13 protein-coding genes are annotated in these 12,983 nt (G+C 52.3%); 1 reads left to right on the forward strand and 12 read right to left on the reverse strand.

What is annotated here, in order from left to right; all coding sequences use genetic code 11:
• Positions 1 to 32: 32 nt before the first annotated feature.
• From MHI42_RS20285 to pth, 4 genes are all read right to left on the reverse strand, one after another.
• Positions 33 to 1,073 carry a peptidylprolyl isomerase gene (locus MHI42_RS20285; RefSeq protein ID WP_171715660.1) on the reverse strand — a complete coding sequence of 347 codons (1,041 nt, stop codon included), beginning with the start codon at positions 1,071 to 1,073 and terminating at the stop codon, positions 33 to 35.
• Positions 1,060 to 4,584, reverse strand: coding sequence for a transcription-repair coupling factor (gene mfd / locus MHI42_RS20290; protein WP_342424773.1), 3,525 nt, complete (start codon positions 4,582 to 4,584; stop codon positions 1,060 to 1,062). Before mfd ends, MHI42_RS20285 begins: the two co-directional genes overlap by 14 nt.
• Before the next feature lie 131 nt (positions 4,585 to 4,715).
• Positions 4,716 to 4,946, reverse strand: a complete 231-nt coding sequence (locus tag MHI42_RS20295; RefSeq protein ID WP_039305780.1) for an anti-sigma-F factor Fin family protein — start codon at positions 4,944 to 4,946, stop codon at positions 4,716 to 4,718.
• A gap of 89 nt (positions 4,947 to 5,035) precedes the next feature.
• The gene (gene pth / locus MHI42_RS20300; protein WP_171715662.1) at positions 5,036 to 5,596 is read right to left on the reverse strand and encodes an aminoacyl-tRNA hydrolase; all 561 of its coding nucleotides are present in this window, start codon (positions 5,594 to 5,596) and stop codon (positions 5,036 to 5,038) included.
• 92 nt (positions 5,597 to 5,688) lie between these two features.
• On the opposite strand from pth, the gene MHI42_RS20305 reads away from it, so the two are divergent.
• Positions 5,689 to 5,889 (forward strand): hypothetical protein, encoded by a 201-nt coding sequence (locus tag MHI42_RS20305; RefSeq protein WP_039305774.1) that lies wholly within the window; start codon positions 5,689 to 5,691, stop codon positions 5,887 to 5,889.
• A gap of 92 nt (positions 5,890 to 5,981) precedes the next feature.
• Here the strand turns inward: MHI42_RS20305 and MHI42_RS20310 are convergent, their stop codons facing one another.
• From MHI42_RS20310 to yabG, 8 genes are all read right to left on the reverse strand, one after another.
• Positions 5,982 to 6,935 carry a ribose-phosphate diphosphokinase gene (locus tag MHI42_RS20310; protein WP_019914487.1) on the reverse strand — a complete coding sequence of 318 codons (954 nt, stop codon included), beginning with the start codon at positions 6,933 to 6,935 and terminating at the stop codon, positions 5,982 to 5,984.
• Between the two features lie 90 nt (positions 6,936 to 7,025).
• Positions 7,026 to 8,426 (reverse strand): bifunctional UDP-N-acetylglucosamine diphosphorylase/glucosamine-1-phosphate N-acetyltransferase GlmU, encoded by a 1,401-nt coding sequence (gene glmU / locus MHI42_RS20315; RefSeq protein ID WP_342420482.1) that lies wholly within the window; start codon positions 8,424 to 8,426, stop codon positions 7,026 to 7,028.
• 256 nt (positions 8,427 to 8,682) lie between these two features.
• Positions 8,683 to 8,970, reverse strand: coding sequence for a septation regulator SpoVG (gene spoVG, locus MHI42_RS20320; protein ID WP_036696395.1), 288 nt, complete (start codon positions 8,968 to 8,970; stop codon positions 8,683 to 8,685).
• Between the two features lie 209 nt (positions 8,971 to 9,179).
• Entirely contained in the window at positions 9,180 to 10,007 is an 828-nt protein-coding gene (gene purR / locus MHI42_RS20325) for a pur operon repressor (protein ID WP_042132683.1), read from the reverse strand.
• Positions 10,008 to 10,177: 170 nt separating this feature from the next.
• Positions 10,178 to 11,032 carry a 4-(cytidine 5'-diphospho)-2-C-methyl-D-erythritol kinase gene (gene ispE / locus MHI42_RS20330; RefSeq protein ID WP_171715663.1) on the reverse strand — a complete coding sequence of 285 codons (855 nt, stop codon included), beginning with the start codon at positions 11,030 to 11,032 and terminating at the stop codon, positions 10,178 to 10,180.
• 175 nt (positions 11,033 to 11,207) lie between these two features.
• Positions 11,208 to 11,384 carry a small, acid-soluble spore protein, alpha/beta type gene (locus MHI42_RS20335; protein ID WP_039305760.1) on the reverse strand — a complete coding sequence of 59 codons (177 nt, stop codon included), beginning with the start codon at positions 11,382 to 11,384 and terminating at the stop codon, positions 11,208 to 11,210.
• Positions 11,385 to 11,509: 125 nt separating this feature from the next.
• Positions 11,510 to 11,785 carry a Veg family protein gene (locus MHI42_RS20340; protein WP_036696386.1) on the reverse strand — a complete coding sequence of 92 codons (276 nt, stop codon included), beginning with the start codon at positions 11,783 to 11,785 and terminating at the stop codon, positions 11,510 to 11,512.
• A 226-nt stretch (positions 11,786 to 12,011) separates the two neighbouring features.
• A complete protein-coding gene (yabG, locus tag MHI42_RS20345; RefSeq protein WP_342420483.1) occupies positions 12,012 to 12,920 on the reverse strand; it encodes a sporulation peptidase YabG in 909 nt (302 codons plus the stop codon).
• Positions 12,921 to 12,983 lie beyond the last annotated feature (63 nt).

Consider the following 12,983-nt stretch of genomic DNA (forward strand, 5'->3'; position numbering starts at 1 on the left):
GGCGCATTCAGGCGGCTTGTCCAACTTTAGAATTATTTGGCTGCTTCTGTAGCAGCCGGAGCGGCTGTGGCATCGGCCGGGGCTGGAGTAGCTGTAGCGGCTGTTCCCGGTTCTTCGGCTGCAGCGGTGCTCTTCGGCAGGTTGATCTCAATCTTCAGGCTGTCCAGATCCTTCTCGAGGAATGACTCCAGGCTGGCGGAAGCTGCCGAGCTCTTAACGGTCTCCAGCTGCTCTGCCGTCAGCGTGTCGAAGGTTGTCTCCTTGCGGGCTTCAACTTTAATGACGTGATAGCCGTAGCTGCTCTTCACCGGATCACTGATCGTATTAAGCGGCAGCGTCTGGGCTGCGGCTTTGAACTCTTCTACGTATTTGGACAGAAGCGTGTCCTTATATTCGCCCCCGGTATCCTTCGTACTGGTATCATCCGAGTATTCCTTGGCAACGGCTGCAAAGTCTGCGCCGCCGTCCAGCTTCGCCTTGGCTTCATTGGCACGTTTCAGCGCATCTGCATCCGTACGCTCCTTGCCGTCACCATCCGTCAAGCCAACCAGCACGTGACGCAGTGTAGCTACGGTGAAGTCAGCTTTAATCGCTTCGTACTCTGTCTTTACCTGCTCGTCCGTTACTTTGAGCAGCATGTCCTGATAAACGGTAAGCACCCGCTGCATATAAGAACGCAGATCCGATTCACTTAGATCCTGCTCCTTCAGAGAGCTTTTATAAGAGTCGCCCAGACTGCTCTTGATCGTCTCAATCTGTGTGTCGACTTCTTTCTCTGCTGCCTTCTTCGCCTCATCCGTTGCCTGGCCGGCCAGATACTCAAACGCGACCTCCTGCTTCAGGATAGACTCCTTGAACATATCAATCTCCAGATACTGCGCCTGCTGCGGAGACAGGAATTTCATTACGCGGGTATCCAGGTCGAATTCCTTCGCAGTAATCGTTCCGCCATTATAAGTTGCTACCGCTGTATCATCGCTGCTGTTGTTGCTGCAGGCAGCAAGCATGGAGAAGGAAACCGCTGCGGCCAGTGAGACCAGCAGCACTTTCCATGGTTTTTTATTTAACGACATTGTGTAATTCTCCCTTCGATTTTAAAGACTGTTTGGCTGCCGCAAGGAATTGCTCCAGCAGATCAAGCAGCTCTTTGTCGCCCAAGTCTTTGGACTTGATGCGGATCGTTGCTTTCGCATCCTTATCAAATTGTACACGTCTTTCGAAGCTATTTCCAACTTTGGCGAGCTTCGCCGTATCAAATGCGCCGATACTTCCTTCATGGAAATTGAGCGAGACCTCATCGCCCCGCCGGACCATGGATTCCATACCATACAGCTTGCCGAACACCTTCAGCCTGGCTACAGAGAGCAGATTGATGACGGCCTCCGGTAACTCGCCGAACCGGTCAAGCAGCTCATCCTCAAGCTCCGAAGCATCCTCAAAAGTAGCCACCGCAGCGACTTTTTTATAGATTTCAATTTTTTGGATACTGTCGTAAATATACTCGGATGGAAGGTACGCGTCAATCGACAAATCAATCACGGTATTGCCCTGTTTCAGCGAAGTATCCTCTTCACCAAGCACGCTGACTTTACGCTTGCGGATTTCCTCCGCCAGCATCTGCGAATACAGATCGAAACCGACAGAAGCGATGAATCCGTGCTGCTCCGCACCAAGCAGATTACCTGCTCCGCGGATGGAGAGATCGCGCATGGCAATTTTGAAGCCTGAACCAAGCTCCGTGAATTCCTTGATCGACTGCAGGCGTTTCTCAGCCACTTCTGTCAGTACTTTATCCCGCTGGTAGGTGAAGTAAGCATAGGCTATCCGGTTAGAACGGCCCACACGGCCGCGCAGCTGATAGAGCTGGGAGAGTCCCATTTTATCGGCATCATGTACAATCAGCGTATTGACGTTTGGAATATCCACGCCAGTCTCTATAATACTTGTGCTGACGAGGACATCGTATTCTCCATCGAGGAAGTCGAGAATAGTCTTCTCCAGCTCCGACTCCGACATCTGCCCATGGCCGATGCCTACTCTTGCCTCCGGCACCAGCATAGAGATTTGTGCAGCCATTTCCTGAATCCCCTGGACGCGGTTATAGAGGTAATAGACCTGGCCGCCACGGGCAAGCTCCCGCTCTACCGCTTCACGGGTCAGGGTCTGGCTATGTTCCACAACATACGTCTGTACGGGAAAGCGGTTCTCTGGTGGCGTCTCAATAACTGACAAGTCCCGCACACCAAGCATCGACATATGCAGCGTACGGGGAATCGGCGTTGCCGTCAGGGTCAGCACATCGACATTGGTCTTCAGCTTCTTCAGCTTCTCTTTGTGGGTCACGCCGAAACGCTGCTCTTCATCGACAATCAGAAGACCCAGATCTTTGAACACCAGATCCTGCGACAGCAGACGGTGTGTGCCTATAACCACATCCACGGTACCCTGTCTTACTCCCTTAATGGTGTCATTCTGCTCCTTGCGGCTGCGGAAACGGCTCAGCACCTGAATGTTCAGCGGATAGTTGGCGAAGCGCTCACGGAAGGTCTCATAGTGCTGCTGAGCCAGAATCGTTGTTGGCACGAGTACTGCCACCTGCTTGCCCTCAATCGCTGATTTAAAAGCAGCCCGGATCGCCACTTCAGTCTTGCCGTAGCCCACATCTCCGCAGAGCAGGCGGTCCATCGGACGGTTCTGCTCCATATCCTTCTTGATCTCTTCGATCGCACGAAGCTGGTCACGGGTCTCCTCATACGGGAACATCTCTTCGAATTCACGCTGTTCCTGTGTATCCTTCTCGAAGCCATATCCGAGCGCGCTCTGGCGTTCGGCGTAGAGCTTGATCAGATCATCGGCGATATCCTGAACCGAGCTCCGTACTTTGCTGGTAACCCTCGTCCACTCGTTGCCGCCAAGCTTATATACCTTCGGCTCCTTGTCTTCTGAACCGACATACTTCTGAATGAGATCGATCTGTTCAATCGGAACCGAGAGCTTATCGCCGCCGGCATAGAGAATATGCATATAGTCGCGGTGAATCCCGCTGACCTCAAGCGTGCCGATGCCCATGTACTTGCCGATCCCGTGATTCTGGTGGACCACATAATCGCCAATCTTCAGCTCCGTATAACTCTTGATGCGTTCGGCATTGTCAATTCCCTTGGAGACCTTCCGCGCCTTGCGCTGCTTCTGCGAGAACATCTCACCTTCAGTGATGACAGCCAAATGAATAGAAGGCAGCTCAAAACCGGAGCCCAGGTTGCCCTGAAGGATGGTCGGCGCTTCAATCCCGTAGTCGTCCAGCACCCGGCGGACACGCTCCATCCGCTCCTCGCCATTGGCCAGCATAATAACCTTCACGCCGGACTTGTGCCAGCGTTCCATCTCCGATTTCAGCACATTCATCTGCCCATGGAAATCCTGCATTCCCCGGCTGATGAAGCCCAGGATATTCTGCGGCTGAATATGCGGAACCTGACGCAGGAAAATCGACATGAACAAACTCTGGAACGGGCGGTGATACATAATCACATCGCTCTCGACAGAAAGATGCAGGTCAGGCAGCGTTTTGCCGTTCTGCAGCAGATGCAGGTTCCATTCCGATTCATCGCGCTCCAGCTGCTTCGCAGTTTCCAGCAATCGGGCCGGTTCATCCAGCACAAGCAACGTATCCTGTGCCATGTAATCATACAGATGAGAGCGTTCAGGATATAAGAGACTGATATATTTATAGATTTCCGGAAAATAAGTGCCTTCGCGCAGCATTTCCAGCTCCCGGCCCATTTCCTCACGCAGACGCAGCTTGGCCTGACGGTCGCTCATTTTCTCGAGCTGCCGCTCCAGCAGCGCTGACGCAGCTGTAGAGGCCGCATCCTGGCGCAGCTGATCGGCAATAATCTCCTTGGCCGGAGTAATCTTCACACTCCGGACCTTATCAATAGACCGCTGGTCTATGGGATCAAAGGTACGAATGGAGTCTACTTCATCATCAAACAGCTCCACCCGGTAAGCCAGTGGAGAAGTCATAGGATAGAAATCAATAATACCGCCGCGCACGCTGAGTTCACCGCGGTTCTCCACCCGCTCGACACGCTCATAGCCCATTTCAATCATGGACATGAGGAATTCATCCAGCGAAAGGGTACCGTCCTGCGAAACGGTCAGCTGGGCTCCGGCCATCACATGAGGGGCGGGGAGCAGACGCCGGACGCCGGAGTACGGAACAACTACAACACCACGGAAGCCCTTGGCACACTTCGTAAGCACATCAATACGCTGAGCGAGTGTCTCGGGGCTCGAGACTGCAGCTTCAGCAGCCACCAGCTCATTAGCCGGATACAGCAGCACACGGTCCGGAGAAAGCGCTTCCTGCAAATCCTCGGCCATCTTCTGGGCCGAGAACATATTATGAGTGACTACCAGCAGCGGACGCTCCGTCTCTTCATGCAGCGCAGCCAGCATAATTTGTCTGGCCGAGCCGGATAAGCCGGAGATAAGCTGCTCCTTCATACCTGCAGCGATACCGCTGGTGACGGACTGAAAATCGGGATCCTTCGAAAAAGCTTCTATAAGACCTTGTAACAACAGGTGCACCTCTCTTACTAAACAGGCTGACAGCAGCATTGCCGCTGCCACCTATTATAATTAGAATCGAAAACAAGCCTCAGCGGATAAGGCCAAGGCTTGCGGATGACGATAGAGACAGGCGCTTCCACCTACTGAAGCGGACTGGCCAGCAGGCTGAGTTCCGGATTGTTATCCAGGGCCTGCTTGCAGTAACCGCAGGTAACCTTCACCGTAATCTCACCTTCTGAATCATACGCTATTATATCTCTGCGTTCCGCAGGGGTCAAGGAATGTAGGCCCAGCTGCATCTCTGTGATATCACTTCTGCCGATGCTTCCTAAGAATGTCCGGCAGTGCCTGCATACATAGTTTATTGCCATCTATATGCCTCCTGAAGGTAGTATATACCTCCAGTATGCCCCGCCCCGGATAGCTTTAGCCTTAAATTACTGCACCCTATACCTTGTAATCAGCCATTGAACTTGGCCATGGTCTGCTCAAATGTATGCTGCAGGCCGAATTCCACTGCATCACAAGTATCCATAATCATCGTTTCCAGCTTGGGTCCGTCTTTCTTGGAGAACGTAGACAGCACATAATCGACAATTGCAAATCCCGGCTCCGGACGTGAGATCCCCATCCGCACTCGGTTGAAGCTCTGGGTGCCTGTGTGCTGGATGATCGACTTGATTCCGTTATGTCCGCCGGCACTGCCTTGATAGCGCAGCCGGATTTTGCCCAGCTCCGTATCCAGATCATCATAGACAACAATCATATCTTCCAGCTGGACCTTGTAATAATCCATATAAGCGCGGACCGCCTCACCGGACAGGTTCATGAAGGTCATCGGTTTAATCAATACGGTCTTAACTCCGCCAATGACACCTTCGCCGATCACCGATTTGCATTTATTCTGGTTAAAGGCAATTCCGTGTCTGGACGCAAGCTCATCCAGCGCCATGAAGCCAACATTATGCTTGGTCTTCGCGTATTGCGTTCCGGGATTTCCGAGTCCAACAATCCATTTCATAACTAAGGTCTATCCTTTCCGCCCGGTACTCCCAGCAGAAGAGTTCCGTTTTTGGTACAATAAGTTTATACTCCGAAGACAGGTGATGAACAATGCCACATCAGGGCGATATTTTAACATTACCGCGCCATTTCCAGTACCATATTCAATATGCTGTGCCTGTTGAAGTATTTAGGGGTAGCGCTCATGTAGACATCGGTGTGATTACAGCGGTGGATGAAGGCTTTGTGGAGCTCCAGGGGACGCTATACAACCGCAGCCTGTTCACCTTCATCTCCCGCCCGGGATACTGAAACGTACTAACCGCTCCGTTTCCCGCATCACGCCGACAAGGGTTACATCTTCCGCTTCACGGAGGTGTAACCCTTTTTCTAATATAAGCAGCTTATTCGATCTCGAACAGTTTGCTGATCGACAGCTCTTCATGCACACGAATAATAGCTTCGCCCATAAGCGGAGCTACGGACAGTACTTTGAGCTTGCTTGTCGGATTACTGCTGCGAATTGGAATGGTATCCGTCACGATAATTTCTTTGATTGGAGAGTTTTCCAGACGTTCATGCGCAGGCCCGGACAATACAGGATGTGTACAGCAGGCGTAGACTTCCTTAACGCCGCCTTCCATCAGAGCATTAGCCCCCAGCACGATCGTTCCTGCCGTATCGATGATATCATCGATCAGAATCGCTGTTTTACCTTCAATGTTACCGATAATGTTCATAACCTCACTAACGTTCGGCTCAGGACGGCGCTTGTCGATGATCGCCAGTGGAGCGTTGAGGAAATCAGCAAGCTTTCTTGCCCGCACAACACCGCCATGGTCCGGAGATACGACAACCGGGTTCTGAATTTGTTTGGAACGGAAGTATTGGGCCAGAATCGGAACACCCAGCAGATGATCCACAGGAATATCGAAGAAGCCTTGAATTTGCATCGCATGAAGGTCCATGGTAATGACGCGATGTGCACCCGCTTTTTCAATCAGGTTCGCTACCAGCTTGGCCGTAATCGGATCGCGTGAACGGGCCTTACGGTCTTGGCGCGCATAACCGTAGTAAGGAATGACGACATTGATGCTCTTCGCAGACGCACGCTTAAGCGCATCTACCATAACCAGAAGCTCCATCAGATTGTCGTTAACCGGTCCACAGGTGGACTGCACAATATATACATGACAGCCCCGGACGCTTTCCGACAGCTTAACCTGAATCTCTCCGTCGCTGAAGCTGGTAGTGTGGGACTCGCCCATCGGAATACCGATATAATCGGCAATCTGACTGGCCAGCTTAGGATTGGAGTTGCAGGTGAAAATCTTTAGTTTGGAATCGCAATAAGTCATAAAATATAAACCCTCCGTGACGGAATTTAACTTCCAAGTAGCACCGGCGCGGATTTGCAGAGTCCGTCCGGCGCTTTGGCCTTGGGCGCTTTACGATGGACTCGACTGGTCTTTCTTCGCTTTGGCACGGGAGCGGATCTTCTCCGCATAACCCGGCTTATTCTCCTGCCTTACTCTGGCAACAGCCAGATCATTCTCCGGAACAGAACGAGTGATGGTTGACCCCGCGACAACGAATGCGCCTTTGCCCACAGTTACCGGAGCTACAAGGTTCACATTGCTGCCGATAAAGGCATCGTCCCCGATTTCTGTTCTCGACTTGTTGTAGCCATCATAGTTAACGGTGATGGCACCACAGCCGATATTCACATTCTTACCGACCTCGGCATCACCGACATAGCTTAAATGGGACACTTTGGAGCCGTCACCGATTGTAGCATTCTTGATCTCCACGAAATCGCCGATCTTGACCTCTTCGCCAAGTACGGCACCTGGACGCAAATACGCAAAAGGCCCAACGGATGCCCGTGCGCCGACCTCAGCCTGACTCAGTACGGAGTGCTTCACTACAGCACCGTCCATAATCACGCAGTCTTCAATTTCGCTCGCAGGTCCGATCACACAATCTTCGCCGATTACCGTCTTGCCTTTGAGCACAGTGCCCGGATACAGCACAGTGTCTGCTCCAATGACAACATCCGCTCCAATATAGGTAGAGGCAGGATCGATTAGAGTTACGCCGTTCAGCATATGCCCGCGGTTGATACGCTCACGCATATAGCCTTCCGCTTCGGACAATGCCAGGCGGTCATTCACACCAATAGACTCTGTAGCATCTGCGGTCTGGAACGCCAGAACAAGATCGCCCTGCTCCCGCATAATGCCGATTACATCCGTCAAGTAATACTCGCCCTGCATATTGTTTGGAGTGACTTCCTCCAGTGCTGCGAATAATTTAGCGTTATCAAAGCAATAAATTCCGGTGTTGATCTCCCGGATCGCGGCTTCTTCAGCCGAACAATCCTTCTGCTCAACGATCTTCATCAAGGCACCGTCCGCATTGCGGATAATTCTGCCGAGGCCTGACGGATCATCCATGACTGCAGTAAGCACAGTTACAGAAGCACCCTGCTCTTCATGCAGCGTCATCAGTCCTTCAAGCGTCTTCGAGGTAATCAGCGGTGTATCGCCGTAAGCAACAACCGTTGTCCCTTGTTCGCCGCCGAGAAGATCCTTCGCCTGTTTGACGGCATGGCCTGTGCCGAGCTGCTGTTCCTGCAATACGTATTCGGCATCCTGGCCGACATATGCCTTAACCTTCTCAGCCCCGTGACCTACGACAACTACTGTACGCTCGCATCCGGTCGCTTTTACTGTATCAAGCACGTGCCCTACCATCGGTTTGCCGCAGACGGGGTGCAGCACTTTGTATAATTTAGATTTCATGCGCTTGCCTTGGCCTGCAGCAAGTACAACAGCCATTCTTTTCAAGAATGCCAACCTCCTACTTCTTGAACTCACTACTGAATATATCTCATTCCGGGCAAAAAGAAAAGAGAACCATGAAGGCATGGTTCCCTTTTCTTCGAACCCCAATAAAATCCCCCCACAAAGTGGGGCTTTGTCTTCGAGGCTGACCCAGGTACTTTGCGGGACCCCGAAACATAAAAAGTCTTATCTTAAAAAAACGGCATGGCCTTACGCCGCCCGGGAGGGCAGCAATCCTTGAGAGTCAGCGCTTCACAGCTTAAGCTCCCTCTTCAATGACTTCTTCTTCTTCCGTAGCGGCGCGTTCGTACTCGGCCAGAACCGCAGATTGAATCTTTTCGCGCGTTCCCGAAGAAATCGGGTGAGCGATATCGCGGAATTCACCGTCAGGTGTACGCTTGCTGGGCATTGCAACGAACATCCCGTTATTACCATCGATGACGCGTATGTCATGAACAACAAACTCGTTATCGATTGTAATGGATGCGATTGCTTTCATTCTCCCCTCAGAGTTGACGCGGCGGAGTCTGACATCCGTAATTTGCATGTGTGTGTTCACCACCTTTTTCCATCAGAGACTTGGTGTATAATTCCACACAGCAAAGCGAATTCCTTCTTTTTCATTCCATAAAATGCCTGAAAAAGAAGATTATTTTTGCAGAACCATTGATTTCGACACATTTCGTGCTGTTATCTTAAGATTCCTCACGGTTTCGACATTATGCACGGGTTTTTAATCTTGGAAATCCTGCTCCCTCAGGAGGGGAAATAGTTGCCGGGATACGCGGAAATGCGCCGCACCTTGGAATCTACCTCAGTAAGCTTTACGAGTGATACGTAATCATGCAGCAGGCGTTCTTCCTTCTCCACCGCTCCGGATTCTACAAGTACGCCTACACCGGCGACCTCAGCATTGAACTCACCGAGCAGATCAACCATCCCGCGTACGGTACCGCCCGCCTTCATGAAGTCATCCACGATCAGCACCCGGGATTTCTCACGCAGTGCCCGTCTGGACAGCGACATCGTATGTATGCTCTTGTGCGAACCCGAGACATAATTAATGCTTACCGCCGAACCCTCGGTCACCTGATGGTCGCGGCGCACCAGTACTACAGGCAGCCCAAGCTGTGCCGCCGTCGCATAAGCCAGCGGAATCCCCTTGGTCTCCACCGTCATCACGACATCAATCTCTACTCCGTAAAAAGCCGTAGCAATAATCTTACCGGCTTGCTCCATCAGGGACGGCAGTCCCAGCAGATCGGACATGTACAAATAACCACCGGGCAGAATCCGGTCACTCTGCTCCAGCTGCCCGCACAGACGGTTCACGAAAGCTAGGGCCATGTCCATCGGCATCCGCGGAATATACCTGACTCCGCCTGCAGCACCCGCCAGGGTTTGCAGTTCGCCCATGCCTTCGCCTTCAAATACCTCTTTTATAATAGCCAGATCTTCACTGACCGATGACTTCGCTGCACCGTACCGCTCTGCGAAGGTCGAGAGCGGCAGCAGATCATGCGGCTTCTCAAGTAAAAATTGGGTCATATCAACCAATCGCTGGCTTCGTTTAAGTTTTTTCACGGAATGCTCCTCGCCAAAACCGAATATTATTATGAATAATATCATTTTTGTACGGATTTACACAAGCGAAAACGGTTATACCGTCTTTCAGGAGTTGACTTGCTCTTCGCTCAAGAAGAAACGGCTAAGCTACCTGGGGCAGCGCTAACCGTTTCGGTGTGCCTTCCGGCTCAGCTCAGCGAACGCACGGCATAGACTTCCTTGCAGAATCCGCGGAGCCCGTTATAGATTCTTGCCACCTTGGACTGCTTCGATACCAGGCCGAACACTGTCGGTCCGCTGCCGGACATCAGTACCCCGTCTGCCCCCAGCTTCATCATCGCTTCCTTGAGCTGCTGTACCTCCGGGTGCAGCTTCAGGGTCACATCCTCCAGCACATTGCCCAGGCCCGCGCAGACCGCCGCGAAATCGCCGGCCTCAATCGCCTGCTGCATCCGGAGTGCGGACGGATGGACCGCGATGTTATTCGCGCGTACGCGTCCGTACACTTCAGCCGTCGATACATTAATCGGCGGCTTGGCCAGGACGACCCAGCATTGCGGCGGACTCGCTATCGGAGTCAGCCGTTCTCCCCTGCCCGTAGCGAGGGCAGTGCCTCCTGTGACGCAGAACGGGACGTCCGAGCCCAGCTCGGCGCCCAGTTCCTGCAGCTCCTGCGCCGGGATCCCGAGGCGCCAGAGCCGGTTCAGGCCGCGCAGCGTAGCCGCGGCGTCACTGCTGCCGCCGGCTAGGCCGGCAGCGACCGGAATTCTTTTGTCCAAGTGAATATGTACACCGCTTCTCACGTTATAGCGGTCTTTAATCAGTCTTGCGGCCTGGAAGGCCAGATTCTTCTCATCCAGCGGAATATACCCGGCCTGGCTAGAGATAATAATGGAATCACGCTTCAGCTCGGAGAGCTCCAGACGGTCGGCCAGATCGACCATAGTCATAATCATTTCCACTTCATGAAATCCGTCAGCGCGCTTATGCAGCACATCCAGCATCAAATTAATCTTGGCCGGCGCTTTCTCATACATTTTCAAGGCGTTCACCCACCCTCAGCTTTTCCCGTAAAAACAACTTAACATATTATATGAGAAACTGGCAGTGAAGTCCATTAACAAAAGTTGAGTAAGCTTCTCCGGACCCCGGTATCTGGAAAAAGGTACCGCCAGCAGGCGATACCCAGTTACAACTGCAGACCCCAGCCTGACGGCGTTACGATTTCCGTGCAGCCTGTTCAGCCAGCTGAATCGCTCTCTTGACCATGTTCCCGGCATCAACTGCCCGGATTCCACCCCAGCCTTCCTGCTCTACCGTTTCATAGAATCCAAGCTCCTTGGCCAGCTCTGTCTTCAATTCCTCCGACATCATGCCCCGTCTTCTGCGGCTCATTACGGATTCCTCCCTGTATGCTATTGGATGATGAGCTACTGCTTATGTAGTATGCGGCCAAGGGGCACAGGTCATGCAGCGGAAAAACAAAAAACAGCCCCCCTTAAGGGAGACTGTCCGTGACGCTAAGCTTTAATATACATAATCCGCATCTGCCCATCGTCTTCGGTAACTGTGATTTCCACAGATTCAGTAAGGATATCGGCATAGCTATAGGAGACTCGCTTGAATGTTTGCTGCTCCTGATCCAGTTTGACAATAAATACAGAAGGGTACGTTTCTTCCAGGACACCGGTACGTTCAACGGTCTTGCGACGACCACCGTTAGCCCGCAACGTGATCTTATGACCGACGTGAGCTTCGAGACTGCGTTTGATTTCCAACAGCGCGTTATTAGCCATTGCCTGACGACCACCTCTTTCCTTGTCCATTATACAACTTTTCACAATCATTGTCAAAGCAAATAAATAATTATAGATGATGCTAAAATAGTTGTCAACGGAATTTTTTTAGAAGCACGAAGTCCCGGCTTAAGCGCCTTGTTATCGGTAATGCTGAACGCAAATCTGCCCATGAAAAAAGGAAGGATAAGCCGGATCGCTTATCCTTCCTTCTCTATATCCGCCGCTACAGCACCGAAGGCGCCACCTTCAGGGTAGCAAGATTCTGCAGCCGGGGCATCCCGATGCGGAAGCTCCCGCGGGTCTCAATTCCGCCCATTCCCTGGTTGCCGCTAATGGTATGGTTCAATACATCGCTCAAATTGACCGTATCGCGGATCGATGTGAATGAAGCCTTGGCCGCAATATAGACGGGGTCCAGGGCATGAATGAGTATTCTTCCCGGTGAGCTGGCGAAATTCGCCCCTGTGCCCAGCAGCGCCTCGAAATGCGACTGGCAGGCCCCTGCAACAATCGTCAGGGCGTCGAAATTCCGCTCATACTCCCGGGCAACCTGGATAGCCGCAACAAAATTCTGTGAATTTTTGTAGCTGCTCAAGCTGTAGAGATCATACCCCTGCTGTTGCTTAAGTACTCCGTCATGACCGGTAATCACCACGATATCCGGACGCACACGGGGCAGCAGCCGGTACAAGGTCTCCGCCATTTTGGACTCATGAATATGATGCCCTTCGGCGGGTATGCGCAACTGCTCATACAGACTCAGGCTCTTCTTCAGGTACAGCGCGTCGCCATCCAAATGCAGCACCTTACCCGGCACTTCGAAAAATCCGGCTTCCTTCGGAGTTGGGGCCCATGTGCCAGTTGCTCCCGATACACTCTCTCCGCTGCGCTGGCTCTGCTCCTGACGGTCTTTGCGCAGCCAGCTCAGGGATTCTATGGCTTTGATCTGCGCCTGCTGCCCCCGCTCTGTAACCCGGGTAGGAGGCACCTGCACCAGATCATCCAGCGGAGAGTCCGCCAGCAACCGGAATTCCGTCCCCTTGATGACGGCTTTATTCTGCACTATATTCTCTACCCGGAAAGTCACATCGCCGCCATAAGATTTACGTATGACCAAGTCTCCTAAATTCATTACAACACCACCTCTACCCCATGTTATGGGCAAAGGTCCCGGTTGGTTCATCACCCGGAGTGT

It is taken from the genome of Paenibacillus sp. FSL E2-0178 (genome assembly GCF_038593005.1).
Lineage (GTDB): Bacteria > Bacillota > Bacilli > Paenibacillales > Paenibacillaceae > Paenibacillus_AQ > Paenibacillus_AQ phytohabitans.